Genomic DNA, 14171 nt, shown 5'->3' on the forward strand with positions numbered 1-14171 from the left:
TATGAGCGAACCGATTCGTCTGACCCAGTACAGCCATGGCGCCGGCTGTGGTTGCAAGATCTCCCCCAAGGTGCTGGATGTGATTCTCGCCGAGAGCGGCGCCCAGGCCCTGGACCCGAAACTCTGGGTCGGCAACGCCTCGCGCGACGATGCCGCCGTGTATGCCCTGGACGACGAACGCGGCGTGGTCTCGACCACTGACTTCTTCATGCCGATCGTCGATGACCCGTACGATTTCGGCCGGATCGCCGCCACCAACGCCATCAGCGACATCTACGCCATGGGCGGCGACCCACTGATGGCCATCGCCATCCTCGGCTGGCCGGTCAACGTCTTGCCACCGGAAGTCGCCCGCGAAGTCATCCGCGGCGGCCGCGCCGTGTGTGCCGAGGCCGGTATCCCGCTCGCCGGTGGTCACTCCATCGATGCGCCGGAGCCGATCTTCGGCCTTGCCGTCACCGGCGTGGTCAGCAAGCGCCACCTCAAGCGCAACGACACCGCCAGCGTGGGCTGCCGCCTGTACCTGACCAAGCCGCTCGGCATCGGCATCCTCACCACCGCCGAGAAGAAGGCCAAGCTGCGCACCCAGGACCAGGGCCTGGCCCGCGACTGGATGTGCACCCTCAATACCCCCGGCAGCCGCTTCGGCAAGCTCGAGGGCGTCAAGGCCATGACCGACGTCACCGGCTTCGGCCTGCTCGGCCACTTGGTGGAGCTGGCCGAAGGCAGCGGCCTGACCGCGCACCTGCGCTACGATGCCGTGCCACGCCTGCCCAGCGTCGATCACTACCTGGCCGAGGGCTGCATCCCTGGCGGCACGCTGCGAAACTTCGACAGCTACGGCCATAAGATCGGCGCCTTGACCGATGACCAGAAGCACCTGCTGTGCGACCCGCAGACCAGTGGCGGACTGCTGGTGGCGGTCAGCCCTGAGGGCGAGGCCGAGTTTCTTGCCGTGGCAGCAGAACTGAACCTGGCCCTCTCGCCGATCGGCGAGCTGGTCGAGCGACAGACCCACGCGGTCGAGGTGCTTTGATGCGCAACGACTGCACCGACTACCGCCAGCTGTTCCTCGACGACGTGCCGATGATGGACATGCGCGCGCCGATCGAATTCGCCAAGGGCGCCTTCCCCGGCGCCGTCAACCTGCCGCTGATGAACGATCAAGAGCGGCAGAAGGTCGGCACCTGCTACAAGCAGCACGGCCAGGCCGCCGCCATCACCCTGGGCCACCAGCTGGTCGGCGGCGCCATCAAACAGGCACGCCTGGAAGCCTGGGCGGCGTTCGCCAAGGCGCACCCCGACGGCTACCTGTACTGCTTCCGTGGCGGCCTGCGCTCGCAGATCGTCCAGGGCTGGCTGAAGGACGAGGCCGGCATCCAGTACCCGAAGGTCAAGGGCGGCTACAAGGCGATGCGTACCTTCCTGCTGGAAACCACGCTGCAGGCCGTCGAGCAGTGCGACTTCGTACTGGTGGGTGGCCTAACCGGCACCGGCAAGACCGATGTGCTGATTCAGTTGGACAACGTGCTCGACCTCGAAGGCCACGCCAACCATCGTGGCTCGAGCTTCGGCAAGCGGGCCACCGCGCAGCCGGCGCAGATCGATTTCGAGAACCAGCTGGCCATCGATATCCTGAAGAAACGCGCCCGCGGCATGCAGCAGTTCGTCCTGGAGGATGAAGGGCGCATCGTCGGCAGTTGCTCAGTACCCCTGGAGCTGTATCAGGGTATGCAGCAGTACCCGCTGGTGTGGTTGGAAGACAGCTTCGAAAACCGCGTGGAACGCATCCTGCGTGACTACGTGATCAACCTGTGCGCCGAGTTCGTCGCCGTGCACGGCGAAGAGGACGGCCGCCGGCTGTTTGCCGAACGCATGCTGCAAAGCATGGGCAACATCCACAAGCGCTTGGGCGGCGAACGCTTCCAGCGATTGTCGACGCTGCTGAGCCAGGCCTTGGACGAGCAGTTGCGCAGTGGCGCAGTGGATCTGCACCGGGGCTGGATCGAAGGGTTGCTCAACGAGTACTACGACCCGATGTACGCCTACCAGCGCGAAGCCAAAGCAGAGCGTATTGAGTTTGCCGGGGACGGCGTGGAGGTGCGCGAGTACCTCAAGGCCCGGGCCAAGCGCGAGCCACGCACCGCTCCCTAGAGCCACTTGCCCCCTCTCGATGCACGTCGGGGGCGCCGAACCGGCGCCCCTACAGCGACGCCGCCTTCAGGACCTTGCGATCAACTCGCTGAAGCCGGCGCTTCGTGTTCATCGCAAAGCCCACGGATCAGCTCGCGCATCCAGCGGTGGCCAGCATCGCCCTCGCGCCTGGCATGCCAGGCCTGGGTAAAGGCAAAGGGCGCGATCGGCAGCGGGGGCGTAAAGCTGCGCAGGCCGGGATCGAGCCTGGCACCCGCCAGGCTGCGGCGGGCCACGGTCAGAATGAGGTCGGTACCGGTGATCACGGCCTGGGCCACCCCCCAGTGCGGCAGGGTGAGCGCAATCCGACGCCCCTGGCCCAACGCCTGGAGCGCCAGGTCAATCTCGTTGTCGATGCCCGGCCGCACGGCCACCAGCACATGGGGGCGCGCCAGCCACTCGGCCAACGAAAGCCCCGTACGCGCCGGCAGACTGTGGCGATCCGCCAAGCAGATGAACGACTCTTCGAACAGCACCTGCAGCCGCACCTCCGAAGGCAAATCGGGGAACACCCCCAATGCCAGGTCCACCTCACCATCGATCAATTGCCCGAGCATGGCCTCACGACTGCCTTGGGATACCACCAGGTCGATGCCCGGCGCCTGCGCCCTCAGCCTGCGCATCAGCCCCGGCAACACCACCCGCGCGCCATAGTCCGACATCGCCAGGCGAAACGTGCGTCGCGCCCGATTTGGCTCGAAACGCGGGCTGCCCAACAGACCGTCGAGCTGCTCGAGGGCTTGTTCGAGCGGCTCGCGCAGCGCCTGGGCACGGCTGCTCAGGTGCAGGCGCCCGCCCCGGCGCACCAGCAATGGGTCGGCGAAGATGTCTCGAAGCTGGGCCAGGGCATGACTGACGGCGGGTTGGCTGCGATGCAGGCGTAGGGCAGCCCGGGAGACATGTTGCTCGCAGAGCAAGGCATGCAAGGTCAACAGCAGGTTGAGGTCGATACGGCGCAAATCATCCATCTGGCGAATACAGCCTGTGTGAATTTCGAATTTCCATCATTGAAATGGATAAACAACACTGCGCCTAGTGTTTTTCCACAGGAGCCTTTCCATGCCGCATGCCCTCTCCCTCTCAGCTGTCCTCCCGTTGCTTGTCGCGCTGCTGGCCGGTGCCGCCGTGCCTTTTCAGGCGGGCAGCAATGCTGCGCTCGGTCGCTTGCTGGGGCACCCGCTGTGGGCGGCGGGGGTATCACTGAGCGTCAGCCTGCTGATGCTGGTCCCTGCACTGCTAGTGATGCGCGCGCCTCTGCCGCAGGTGCAGAACCTGGCCCAGGCGCCCTGGTGGGCCTGGCTTGGCGGTGTGGCTGGCGTGCTCTACATCACCGCCGCACTGGTGCTGACACCCCGGCTGGGGGCTGCAGGGTTCATCGTCTGCGTGATCGCCGGGCAGGTACTGTCGTCGCTGCTGATCGACCAATGGGGGCTGATGGGGTTGCCGGAACGGCCGGTCAACGCCCTGCGCCTGGCGGGTGTGGGGATGATCGTGGTGGGGATGCTGGTGGTGCAGTGGGGGACGTCGCGCTGATGCGTTGCCTGCACCGTCTATTCGCGGGTAAACCCGCTCCCTGCTAGTCCACCGTGCGAGCGGATCACAGCGACTGCGACGACTCCGGCGGCATCAGCACCTTGTCCACATCGAAATGCAGCGCAGGCATCTGGGTGCCGGCATACATCGTGACCGCGATCGCGGCGATCAGTGCCACATCAAGCCAGTGCCAACCGGGCATGTCGTCGGCGCGCCGGGCCTTCCAACACCACCAGGCCTGCCCTAGGCAAAACACCAGGATAGCCAGGCTCCACAGGTAGAAACCTGCACCAAAGCCGGTGACGTCCTGGAAGGCATAGCTCTGGTTGTCCGGGAGCCGCTCGATACCCAGGCTGCTGAGCGCCAGGTACAGAGCACCTCCCCCCAGCAGCAACGCCAGCCGGCGAAAGCGCCGATGGGCCAGCACAGCCACCACCAGCAACGGGTTGGCAAACCATTGATGCAGGCCGAACGGGAGGCCCCAGGGCCCATAAAGCAGCATCTGCAAGGCTGGCATGTGCCGGCCTGCGCCCATCAAGGCGCCGTCGAAGAACAGGCCGACCAGGTACAGAAGCAGGCTCACGGGCAGGTAATAGGCAGACAACCTTGGGCTCCAGGTGCTTGGACGAACCTGAAACCATACAGCACCCGTGTTTTACGCAACAGGTGGCTCAAGCAACAAGCCCTACCGACCTGGGCGAAAACACTGGCCTCAGGCTACTTCGGCCCCGTCATCCTCCGGCCAGTGTGGCTCGTTCGCCTCCAGCGGCGGCAACCCATAATGTGCGCGGGCGGCGTCGCAGCTTGGGTTGTGCACACCGTTGACCCAGGAGGCTTCGAACTCCCGGCAAGGGCTCGAACGGTTTTCATAGATGGTGCAGGCGACTTGCTTGCCGACCTCGCCCTCCAGGGCGGTGCAGCGGCAGGGCTTGGCGTCGGTACCGATCATGGCGACGCGGGTTGGGTTGATTTGTACCACCAGATCGTCGGGCACAACGCCCCCGGCTGATTGGCATTCGCCCCAGAAAAAAGACACACGGAAGTATCCGCAGCAGGCGCCGCAGTCAAGGCAAGGGTTGTATTCGGACATGATGGCACGGAGGGAGGGTTGTTGTTATGGGGGCTGGGCCCGCGCGCCATTCTCAGTCCAAGCAGGGGTGGCTGAGAAGAGGGGGAAAGCAAAAAAATAACGCCGCTGATCCGGAACGATCGGGGCCGCTTTGCGGCCCCTTGCGCGGTGTCACTTTTGGGTCAAGCCATCGGCTCGGAACATCTGGCGGATGCCACGAATGGCCTGGCGAATACGGTCCTGGTTTTCGATCAGGGCGAAGCGCACATGGTCGTCGCCATAGTCGCCAAAGCCGATCCCCGGCGACACACAGACCCTCGCCTCGGCCAGCAGCTTCTTGGAGAACTCCAGCGAGCCCAGGTGAGCGTAGGCTTCGGGAATCTTCGCCCAGACGTACATCGAGGCCTTGGGGTTCTCGACCATCCAGCCGATCTCGTGCAGCCCCTTGACCAACAGGTTGCGGCGCTGACGGTACTGCTCGGCAATGTCCCGCACGCACTGCTGATCGCCCTCAAGCGCCGCGATGGCTGCGACCTGCAACGGGGTGAAGGTGCCGTAGTCGTGATAGCTCTTGATCCGCGCCAGGGCGCTGACCAGTTCCGGGTTACCGACCATGAAACCGATACGCCAGCCGGCCATGTTGTAGCTCTTGGACAGCGTGAAAAACTCCACCGCGATGTCCTTCGCGCCGGGCACCTGCATGATCGACGGGGCTTTCCAGCCGTCATAGACGATGTCGGCGTAGGCCAGGTCGTGAACCACCAGCACGTCATACTGCTTGGCCAGAGCGACCACGCGCTCGAAGAAGTCCAGCTCGACGCACTGGGCGGTCGGGTTGGACGGGAAGCCCAGGATCATCATCTTGGGCTTGGGGATCGACTCGCGGATCGCCCGCTCCAGCTCGTTGAAGAAGTCCACCCCCGGCACCAGCGGCACCGAGCGCACCTGAGCACCGGCGATGACTGCGCCGTAGATGTGGATCGGGTAGCTGGGGTTGGGCACCAGCACCGTATCGCCATGATCGAGGGTGCCGAGCATCAGGTGAGCCAGGCCTTCCTTGGAGCCGATGGTGACGATGGCTTCGGTTTCCGGATCGATCTCAACCTCGTAGCGCTCCTGATACCAGCGCGAGATGGCCCGGCGCAGGCGCGGGATGCCGCGTGAGGTGGAGTAGCCATGGGTGTCTTCGCGTTGAGCGACCTGGACCAGTTTCTCGACGATATGCGGTGGCGTGGCGCCGTCGGGGTTGCCCATGCTCAGGTCGATGATGTCCTCGCCACGGCGGCGGGCGGCCATCTTGAGCTCGGCAGTGATGTTGAAGACGTAGGGGGGGAGACGATCGATGCGCGCAAAGCGGCGCGGCGAACCTGGGTTGGCCATGGCTTCCTCGAATGACGTAAGCGCCCGGAACCGTCCGAGCGACGTTGGCCGCTGCGGCGGCCGAATCAGAAGATAGTGCCGACACGAATAACCTGTAAAGGATAATTTCCTGTTTTGTTAGATCTTTTTAGGCTTATTTATTGAATCCGTTAGATTTACGTTGCCTGCGGGTAAACCCGCTCCCGCAGGGGTCGCGTAAGTCTTCAGAGCAGCGCAATCCCGGTGGGCGGGTTTACCCGAAGAAGACAACATCAAAACGACCGCCATAAAAAAACCCCGGCACAAAGGCCGGGGTTTTCGTGTAACAGGCGTGTGTATCAGCGTGCGTAAGTCATCAGCACGTCCGCGGCGGTCTGGCTGTCCACCGACATCATCACGCTCAGGGCAGTGACAGTGAGGATGGAGAAACCAAAGACCTTGCGGGCCCACTTGCTGTCGTCCTCGGCCTTGTAGCCGCCCCAGGCCATGTACAGCCAGTACAGGCCCATGGCAGCCGCCACGGCGAGGTAACCCAGACCGGCGTAGCCGCCGAGGGTCAGCATCAAGGTGGCGAGCACGAAGGCCAGCACGTACAGCACGATCTGCTTCTTCGCCGCGAGAACACCGCGCGCCACCGGCAGAACCGGAATGTTGGCAGCGCTGTAGTCCTTGAAGCGGAAGATGGCGATGGCGAAGCTGTGTGGCATCTGCCACAGGCTGAACATCACCAGCAGCGTCACTGCAGCGAGGTCGAAGCTGTTGCTGACGGCGCAGTAACCGATCACCGGAGGCATGGCACCGGACAGGCTGCCGACCAAGGTGCCGTGCACCGACTTGCGCTTGAGCCACAGGCTGTAGAAGCCGACGTAGACGACGAAGCCTACCGCTGCGCAGAACGCAGACAACGGGTTGGCCTGGACATACAGCAGGCTGAAACCCGCCACCCCGAGCAGGGTGGCGTAGATCAGCGCGAGGGGCAGCGACATGCCGCCCTGGACCATGACGCGGTTCTTGGTGCGCTCCATCTTCTGGTCGATGTCGCGGTCGATGCAGTTGTTGAACACGCAACCGGACGCGACGACCAGAGAGGTCCCCACCACTACCGCCAGGAACAGGGCGAAGTCCACATGGCCCTTCGAGGCAAGGAAGAAACCGCCTGCCACGGAAAGCACGTTACCGAAAATGATCCCCGGTTTGGTGATTTGGATAAAGTGCTTCACGGACATGCAGTCTTACCTCACTTGGCCATCATTTCGATGTGGATGCTGAACATGATCCACAGCGACAGGCCGACCAACAGAGCGATTACGAGAGTGGTGAACAGGAACGTCGACACATTCGAACGCTGCTCTTTCGAGCGGTCCATGTGCAGGAAGTACACCAGGTGCACCACCACCTGAATGACGGCCATGGCCACCACGATCAGGACGGTCAGGTTCTTCGGCAGGCTCGGGTACATCACCAGACCGAACGGAATCGCGGTCAGGATGATCGACAGGATGAAGCCGATCGCGTACGACTTGACGCTGCCGTGGTTGCCTTCGTGATGAGTGTCGTGTGCGCTAGCCATTACAGAACTCCCAGCAGGTAGACGACGGTGAATACGCAGATCCAGACCACGTCCAGGAAGTGCCAGAACAGGCTCAGGCAGCTCATGCGGGTCTTGGCGGTCGGGGTGATGCCCTTGGTGCTGATCTGATACATCAGGACAGCCATCCAGATCAGACCGGCAGTCACGTGCAGACCGTGGGTGCCGACCAGGGCGAAGAAGCCCGACAGGAAGCCGCTGCGGTTCGGGCCGAAGCCTTCGCCGATCAGGTGATGGAACTCATAGACTTCCATCGCGATGAAGCCAGCACCGAACAGGAAGGTGATGGCCAGCCAGCCCAGCACGCCACCTTTGTTGCCCTTGAACATCTGCAGCATGGCGAAGCCGAAGGTGATCGAGGACAGCAGCAGCAGTGCGGTTTCAACAGCTACGAAGTCGAGCTGGAAGATGTCATGACCCGACGGGCCGCCGGCAAAACTGCCGGACAGCACCGCGTAGGTGGCGAAGAGCGACGCAAACAGGATGCAGTCGGTCATCAGGTACAGCCAGAAACCGAGTACGGTCATCTGGCCCGAGTCGTGGTGGTGATCGTCGTGCCCATGGTCGTGACCATGAGCGCCGGCGTGGATTACTTGACTGGACATTGATTACACCCGCTCAAACGATTCGACACGTGCGCCGGCAGGCAGAGCACCTGCTTTGGCCAGCGCTTTCATGCGCTCGCCTTCGATGCGCGCCACTTCTTCGGCCGGAACCATGTAGCCCTGGTCGTCACGCGCAGCGTGGCGAACGAAGACAGCGATGGTTGCAACCAGGCTCGCGCCAACCAGCCACCAGATGTGCCAGATGAATGCGAAGCCGAAGACGGTCAGGAACAGGCCCATGAACAAACCGGTGGAGGTATTGCTCGGCATGTGGATCGCTTCGTACTTGGCCGCAGGCTTGTAGGCGACACCGGCTTCCTTGGCTTCGTGCCAAGCGTCCAGGCCAACCTTCTCAGGCATGTGGGCGAAGTTGTAGAACGGAGGTGGCGACGAAGTCGACCATTCCAGGGTACGGCCACCCCATGGATCGCCAGTGACGTCCAGGTTCTGGTTGCGATCGCGGACCGATACGTACAGCTGGATCAGCTGGCAAGCGATACCGAACAGGATCAGCACGGCGCCGACGACGGCAACGTACAGGTACGGTTCCCAAGCTGGGTTGTCCGAGTGGTTCAGACGACGGGTCATGCCCATGAAGCCCAGGGCGTACAGCGGCATGAACGCTACGTAGAAGCCGGAGATCCAGAACCAGAAGGCAGCTTTGCCCCACTTCTCGTTCAGGGTGAAACCGAAGGCTTTCGGGAACCAGTAGGCGAAGCCGGCGATGTAGCCGAACACCGCACCACCGATGATCACGTTGTGGAAGTGGGCGATAACGAACAGGCTGTTGTGCAGAACGAAGTCAGCACCTGGAACAGCCAGCAGAACGCCAGTCATACCACCGATGGAGAAGGTGACCATGAAGCCCAGGGTCCACATGATCGGCGCGGTGAAGCGCAGACGGCCCTGGTAGATGGTGAACAGCCAGTTGAACAGCTTCACACCGGTCGGAATGGAGATCAACATCGTCGCCAGACCGAAGAAGGTGTTGACGCTCGCGCCTGCACCCATGGTGAAGAAGTGGTGCAGCCAGACGGCAAAGCCCAGAACAGCGATCGCGCCCGATGCGTAGATCATCGAGTGGTGGCCGAACAGACGCTTGCCAGCGAAGGTCGAGGTGACTTCCGAGAACACACCGAAGGCCGGCAGGATCAGGATGTAAACCTCAGGGTGACCCCAAGCCCAGAACAGGTTGACGTACATCATCGGGTTCCCACCAAGCTCGTTGGTGAAGATGTGGAAGTCCAGATAACGGTCAACAGTCAGCAGAGCCAGTGCAGCGGTCAGGATCGGGAAGGAAGCGACGATCAGCACGTTGGCCCAGGTGCAGGTCCAGGTGAAGATCGGCATGTCCATCAGCTTCATGCCAGGAGCGCGCATCTTCATCACGGTGACGAGGAAGTTCACACCGGTAAGCGTCGTACCCAAGCCGGATAGCTGTAGCGCCCAGATGTAGTAGTCCACACCCACGCCAGGGCTGTACTGGATACCCGCAAGCGGCGGATAGGCAACCCAACCGGTCTTGGCGAATTCACCAACACCCAGGGAGATGTTGACCAGCAGCACGCCTGCCAGCAGCAGGTAGAAGCTCAGGGAGTTCAGGAACGGGAAGGCAACGTCACGTGCACCGATCTGCAGAGGAACCGCCAGGTTCATCAGGCCGGTGAAGAACGGCATCGCCATGAAGATGATCATGATCACACCGTGGGCGGTGAAGATCTGGTCATAGTGTTCAGGCGGCAGGTAGCCTTCGGCGCCACCGGTAGCGGCAGCCAGCTGGGTACGCATCATGATGGCGTCGGCGAAGCCGCGCAGCAGCATGACCATCGCGACGATGATGTACATCACCCCGATTTTCTTGTGGTCGACAGTCGTCAGCCACTCGCTCCACAAGTAGGTCCACTTGCGGAAATAGGTGATAGCACCGACGACAGCGATACCGCCGAGCGCAATCATGGCAAGCGTCACCATGACTATCGGCTCGTGATAGGGTATCGCCTCCAGGCTTAGTTTACCGAACATCTCTTACTCCTCTGCACCGGCAGCTGGTTGCATACTCGATTCCACACCCTTGGTTGTGGCCAGATCTTTGCTGCCTGCTTCTTCGTGGCTCGGACGACCGCGGTTCATGCCTTCGTACTTGTCGACGATCAGCTGGAACTGGTCAGGCGAAGCCTCGCTATACAGCGCGACTGGGTTGTTTTCGCTTGGTTTGGCCAAGGCGTCGTATTCGGCCTTGTCCAGCTTCTTCGGCGACTGCTTGACCTCGGCGACCCACTTGTCGAAGTCTTCCTGGGAGGTGGCAGTAGCCTTGAATTTCATGCCGGTGAAGCCAGCACCGCTGTAGTTGGCGCTGATACCGTCGAACTCGCCGTTTTCGTTGGCGATCAGGTGCAGTTTGGTGGTCATGCCGGCCATGGCGTAGATCTGGCCGCCCAGACCTGGGATGAAGAAGGAGTTCATCACAGCGTCGGAGGTCACGCGGAAGTTGACCGGGGTGTTAGCCGGGAAGACGATCTTGTTGACCGTGGCGATGCCCTGCTCTGGGTAGATGAACAGCCATTTCCAGTCCAGCGCGACCACGTCGATCTGCACCGGCTTCACTTCGGAATCCAGTGGACGGTACGGGTCCAGCTTGTGGGTGGAGTGGTAGGTGACGTAGCCCAGGGCGATGATGATCAGGATCGGGATGATCCAGACAGCCGCTTCGATCTTGGTCGAGTGCGACCAGTCGGGGGTGTAGGTGGCGGCCTTGTTGGAAGCACGGTACTTCCAGGCGAACGCGATGGTCATGATGATGACCGGTACGACGACCAGCAGCATCAGGCCGGTAGCGATCAGGATCAGGTTCTTTTGCTCAATGCCGACCTGGCCCTTCGGGTCGAGCAGGGTCCAGTTGCACCCACTGAGTAAAAGCATGCCTAAAAAGGGCAATATGCCAAACAGTCTGGGGTAACGCTTTTTACTCATCTCACGACCTCTAGATCAGCTTGCTTCAATGCAATTTGTGTTTTGGTAGCCAACACTTCGTCCTGCCAAGTGAGGCATTTCGCGCCCGTACTCGCTCCTGCCGGAGGTCCGACTGCAGGACCTTGGCGTCAAGCGGGTTAGCGGTGCTTATGGTTTCGTAGGCAACAGGCCTGTACTTCAGACCAAGTCCATTTGGTGCGGGAAAACGCGGAGGGGGGTCCGCCCGGTATCGCCGTTGGGCGAAACTTGACGAAGTCAGCAAAAAGGAGCCTCGGCTTCCTTCAATCCTGCGACTTGCAAGCAGTGCCGAACGGAAATTGGGGGCGATTGTAGATAGGTCGCCCACCCTTGACTATGACTTATTGCGCAACAGTCTTTTACGGATTCGGTAACAATACAGGTGGGAAAATCAACTTCGCGACAGTTTGTCGCACCCCGCTTGATAGCCCTGGAGCCCGCATTGCGCAAGGCCTCGTGATTGATCTAGGTCAAGCGGGAGGCAAGTTTCTTTTGGTATCTCGCCGTGTAACAGAAGAGGTCGGAAGCGGGACTTTTGTCTAAGCCTTGCGTCGGTTCCGATAGATGCCCAGCGGCACCAGGATGGCCGTGAGGACGAACGCCACAAGCGCCCACTGAGCCAGGGACAATCCAAGGATCGGCGGGTACGGCGTGCTGCAGAATCCATCGACCTGGAACGCCAATGGCCAGACCTGCGCCAGGGGCAGGTCGTCGACGATCGGTTGCAGCGTATCGATACCGCAGCTGACCATCGGGTGCGCGAGTATATACACATGGTTGCCGGCCGCAACGATTCCGCCGATCGCGCTGAGCACCACCAAGGCTTCGAAGAACGTCAGGCTGCGTTTTCCCGGCATGGCGGCAGCGAGGAAGGCGAACACCGCAATCAACAGCAGCGCGTAGCGTTGCAGGATACACAACGGGCATGGTGCCTCGCCGAGCACCACCTGCATGTAGAGTGCCCCGCCGATTAACGACAGGCAGATCACACCCAGCAGAACCAGGAAGCGCCGTTCGCGATTCAGGCGCGATGTTTGTTCGTTCATTACCGATTCCTTCGATGGATAGGGGCAGTGTCCGACCCTGTCAGGGCAATGGCCTGCCTGGGCGACAGTCTACACGTGCGTCGAGGAAGCGGCGTGATAGCACTGCGCGGGGCTATCCGATGACGACTTCAGACCAGCCAGGGCGACGTCGGTTCAACGTCGGCCGCCAAAAAGCGGCAACCCGGATGTCGGACAGGCGAACGCCCCTCGACACCCGGGAGTGAAGGATACAGTGATTAAAGGAAGATTAAAGATGAAATTGGCCCTGCTTATTTCATCTCCTTCTATATAAGAAGAGACCTACAGGCCCAATCGCTGGCAAGCCAGCCCCCGCACGCACGATGTCACGTTCGTTTCGTCTCGATTACCCACGTTCGGGAGCACCGCGTACGGGAGCTGGCTTGCCAGCGATTGGGATAGACAGACAGCGGTTGCCCGCTTCGCGGATAACCCCGCCCCCACAGGGTTATCGCAAACCTTGTGAAAGCGAGCTCACCCGCGAGGCGGACTCACCGGACTATCGAAGCATCACTCCAGCGCCGCTGCCGGCCCGAAGAACTCGTAGCGGCTCTGTTGCTCGGGCACGCCCAGGCCCTTGAGGTGGTGCTTGACCGCCGCCATGAAGCCTTTCGGCCCCAGGAAGTAGGCATCCACATCACGTTCGGCTGGCAGCCACTGACCCAACTGCTCCTGGCTCAGCAGGCCAATCGCATCAGCCTCGCCCTTGCCGTCCTGCTCGGCATAGCAGTAGAAGCGCTTGAGCTGTGGATGGCGCGCCGCCAGGCCGTCGATCCAGTCACGGAAGGCATGTACTGCCCCATTGCGCGCACAATGGATGAAATGCACCGGACGCTGGGTCTTCAACGCAGCCTGGAGCATCGCCAGGGTCGGGGTGATGCCCACGCCACCGCTGATCAGCACCAGCGGCTTGTCGCTGCTGGTCAGGGTGAAATCGCCGGATGGCGGGAACAGTTGCAGGGTCTGGCCGACCTGAAGCTGGTGATGCAGGTAATTGGACACCTTGCCGCCGGCTTCGCGCTTGACGCTGATGCGGTACTGCTCGCCGTCGCACAGGGCGGACAGGGAATAGTTACGGCGCTGCTCGACACCGTCGATGAACAGTTGCAGGCCGATGTACTGGCCAGGCTCGGCTTTCAGGACCGGCTTGCCATCGACCGGGGCGAAATAGAAGGAGACGATTTCGCTGCTCTCCTGCTCGCGGCGCACCAGGCGGAACTCACGGGTCCCACGCCAGCCACCGGCGGCTTCTTCCTTCTCTTTATAGAGGCTTTCTTCGGCGCCGATCAGAATGTCAGCCAGCTGGCCATAGGCCGCGCCCCAGGCATCGATCACCTCTGGGGTGGCGATGTCCTTGCCGAGGACCTCCTCGATGGCGCGCAGCAGGCAACTGCCGACGATCGGATAGTGTTCCGGAAGGATCTGCAAGGCGACATGCTTGTTGATGATCTGGCCGACCAGGCCGCCAAGCTGCTCCAGCTGGTCGATGTGGCGGGCATACATCAGCACGCCGTTGGCCAGGGCACGCGGCTGGTCGCCGCTGGCCTGGTGGGCCTGGTTGAACAGCGGGCGTACTTCGGGGTACTCGCTGAGCATCATCTTGTAGAAATGGGTCGTCAGTGCTTCGCCACCGCTTTCGAGCAGTGGGACAGTGGCTTTGATAATTGCACGTTGTTCGGCATTGAGCATTTGCAACGACTCCTGGGCCTGTGGGCTTGAATTTGACTGCCCTCGCTATTTCATCAATCGTGCCAACTTTCAAACCCAGTGTT

The 14171-nt window shown here is 61.7% G+C and carries 14 protein-coding genes; 3 read left to right on the forward strand and 11 right to left on the reverse strand.

Translation table 11 applies throughout. The annotated features are described in order from the left end of the window. The first annotated feature begins 1 nt into the window (after nucleotide 1). The gene (selD, locus tag ACNFCH_RS05530; RefSeq protein WP_337157944.1) at nucleotides 2-1036 is read left to right on the forward strand and encodes a selenide, water dikinase SelD; all 1035 of its coding nucleotides are present in this window, start codon (nucleotides 2-4) and stop codon (nucleotides 1034-1036) included. Then, nucleotides 1036-2154 carry a tRNA 2-selenouridine(34) synthase MnmH gene (mnmH, locus tag ACNFCH_RS05535; protein WP_416742402.1) on the forward strand — a complete coding sequence of 373 codons (1119 nt, stop codon included), beginning with the start codon at nucleotides 1036-1038 and terminating at the stop codon, nucleotides 2152-2154. The genes selD and mnmH overlap by 1 nt, the downstream gene beginning before the upstream one ends. An 80-nt stretch (nucleotides 2155-2234) precedes the next feature. On the opposite strand, the gene ACNFCH_RS05540 is transcribed toward mnmH, so the two are convergent. Further along, nucleotides 2235-3161, reverse strand: coding sequence for a LysR family transcriptional regulator (locus ACNFCH_RS05540; RefSeq protein WP_416742403.1), 927 nt, complete (start codon nucleotides 3159-3161; stop codon nucleotides 2235-2237). Between the two features lie 91 nt (nucleotides 3162-3252). On the opposite strand from ACNFCH_RS05540, the gene ACNFCH_RS05545 reads away from it, so the two are divergent. Beyond that, nucleotides 3253-3726: a DMT family transporter gene (locus tag ACNFCH_RS05545; protein ID WP_337157941.1), complete on the forward strand. Its 474-nt coding sequence runs from the start codon at nucleotides 3253-3255 to the stop codon at nucleotides 3724-3726. Nucleotides 3727-3790: 64 nt separating this feature from the next. On the opposite strand, the gene ACNFCH_RS05550 is transcribed toward ACNFCH_RS05545, so the two are convergent. The 10 genes from ACNFCH_RS05550 to hmpA form a co-directional block, all read right to left on the reverse strand. Next, on the reverse strand, nucleotides 3791-4330 hold the full coding sequence (locus tag ACNFCH_RS05550; RefSeq protein ID WP_337157940.1) for a hypothetical protein: 540 nt from the start codon (nucleotides 4328-4330) through the stop codon (nucleotides 3791-3793). Between the two features lie 108 nt (nucleotides 4331-4438). Then, complete coding sequence (locus ACNFCH_RS05555) at nucleotides 4439-4816, reverse strand: YkgJ family cysteine cluster protein (protein WP_070094178.1); 378 nt, start codon at nucleotides 4814-4816, stop codon at nucleotides 4439-4441. A gap of 150 nt (nucleotides 4817-4966) precedes the next feature. Continuing rightward, on the reverse strand, nucleotides 4967-6175 hold the full coding sequence (gene alaC, locus ACNFCH_RS05560) for an alanine transaminase (RefSeq protein WP_337157939.1): 1209 nt from the start codon (nucleotides 6173-6175) through the stop codon (nucleotides 4967-4969). Between the two features lie 317 nt (nucleotides 6176-6492). Beyond that, nucleotides 6493-7380, reverse strand: coding sequence for a heme o synthase (gene cyoE, locus ACNFCH_RS05565; protein ID WP_416742404.1), 888 nt, complete (start codon nucleotides 7378-7380; stop codon nucleotides 6493-6495). Nucleotides 7381-7391: 11 nt separating this feature from the next. After that, entirely contained in the window at nucleotides 7392-7724 is a 333-nt protein-coding gene (cyoD, locus tag ACNFCH_RS05570) for a cytochrome o ubiquinol oxidase subunit IV (protein WP_043208038.1), read from the reverse strand. After that, nucleotides 7724-8347 (reverse strand): cytochrome o ubiquinol oxidase subunit III, encoded by a 624-nt coding sequence (gene cyoC / locus ACNFCH_RS05575; protein WP_043208035.1) that lies wholly within the window; start codon nucleotides 8345-8347, stop codon nucleotides 7724-7726. Before cyoC ends, cyoD begins: the two co-directional genes overlap by 1 nt. Before the next feature lie 3 nt (nucleotides 8348-8350). Beyond that, nucleotides 8351-10369, reverse strand: coding sequence for a cytochrome o ubiquinol oxidase subunit I (gene cyoB / locus ACNFCH_RS05580; RefSeq protein WP_337157937.1), 2019 nt, complete (start codon nucleotides 10367-10369; stop codon nucleotides 8351-8353). A gap of 3 nt (nucleotides 10370-10372) precedes the next feature. Continuing rightward, nucleotides 10373-11317, reverse strand: a complete 945-nt coding sequence (cyoA, locus tag ACNFCH_RS05585) for a ubiquinol oxidase subunit II (protein WP_043208031.1) — start codon at nucleotides 11315-11317, stop codon at nucleotides 10373-10375. Nucleotides 11318-11874: 557 nt separating this feature from the next. Then, a complete protein-coding gene (locus ACNFCH_RS05590; protein WP_070094175.1) occupies nucleotides 11875-12381 on the reverse strand; it encodes a disulfide bond formation protein B in 507 nt (168 codons plus the stop codon). Between the two features lie 528 nt (nucleotides 12382-12909). Continuing rightward, complete coding sequence (gene hmpA, locus ACNFCH_RS05595) at nucleotides 12910-14088, reverse strand: NO-inducible flavohemoprotein (RefSeq protein ID WP_337157936.1); 1179 nt, start codon at nucleotides 14086-14088, stop codon at nucleotides 12910-12912. Nucleotides 14089-14171: the final 83 nt, after the last annotated feature.

It is taken from the genome of Pseudomonas sp. NY15354, assembly GCF_048068075.1.
GTDB lineage: Bacteria > Pseudomonadota > Gammaproteobacteria > Pseudomonadales > Pseudomonadaceae > Aquipseudomonas > Aquipseudomonas guariconensis_C.

Excerpts from the sequence above, each read along its gene's own strand:
- selD (WP_337157944.1), top strand. The coding sequence starts at position 2 with ATGAGCGAACCGATTCGTCTGACCCAGTACAGCCATGGCGCCGGCTGT.
- mnmH (WP_416742402.1), top strand. The coding sequence starts at position 1,036 with ATGCGCAACGACTGCACCGACTACCGCCAGCTGTTCCTCGACGACGTG.
- ACNFCH_RS05540 (WP_416742403.1), bottom strand. The coding sequence starts at position 3,161 with ATGGATGATTTGCGCCGTATCGACCTCAACCTGCTGTTGACCTTGCAT.
- ACNFCH_RS05545 (WP_337157941.1), top strand. The coding sequence starts at position 3,253 with ATGCCGCATGCCCTCTCCCTCTCAGCTGTCCTCCCGTTGCTTGTCGCG.
- ACNFCH_RS05555 (WP_070094178.1), bottom strand. The coding sequence starts at position 4,816 with ATGTCCGAATACAACCCTTGCCTTGACTGCGGCGCCTGCTGCGGATAC.
- alaC (WP_337157939.1), bottom strand. The coding sequence starts at position 6,175 with ATGGCCAACCCAGGTTCGCCGCGCCGCTTTGCGCGCATCGATCGTCTC.
- cyoE (WP_416742404.1), bottom strand. The coding sequence starts at position 7,380 with ATGTCCGTGAAGCACTTTATCCAAATCACCAAACCGGGGATCATTTTC.
- cyoD (WP_043208038.1), bottom strand. The coding sequence starts at position 7,724 with ATGGCTAGCGCACACGACACTCATCACGAAGGCAACCACGGCAGCGTC.
- cyoC (WP_043208035.1), bottom strand. The coding sequence starts at position 8,347 with ATGTCCAGTCAAGTAATCCACGCCGGCGCTCATGGTCACGACCATGGG.
- cyoB (WP_337157937.1), bottom strand. The coding sequence starts at position 10,369 with ATGTTCGGTAAACTAAGCCTGGAGGCGATACCCTATCACGAGCCGATA.
- cyoA (WP_043208031.1), bottom strand. The coding sequence starts at position 11,317 with ATGAGTAAAAAGCGTTACCCCAGACTGTTTGGCATATTGCCCTTTTTA.
- ACNFCH_RS05590 (WP_070094175.1), bottom strand. The coding sequence starts at position 12,381 with ATGAACGAACAAACATCGCGCCTGAATCGCGAACGGCGCTTCCTGGTT.
- hmpA (WP_337157936.1), bottom strand. The coding sequence starts at position 14,088 with ATGCTCAATGCCGAACAACGTGCAATTATCAAAGCCACTGTCCCACTG.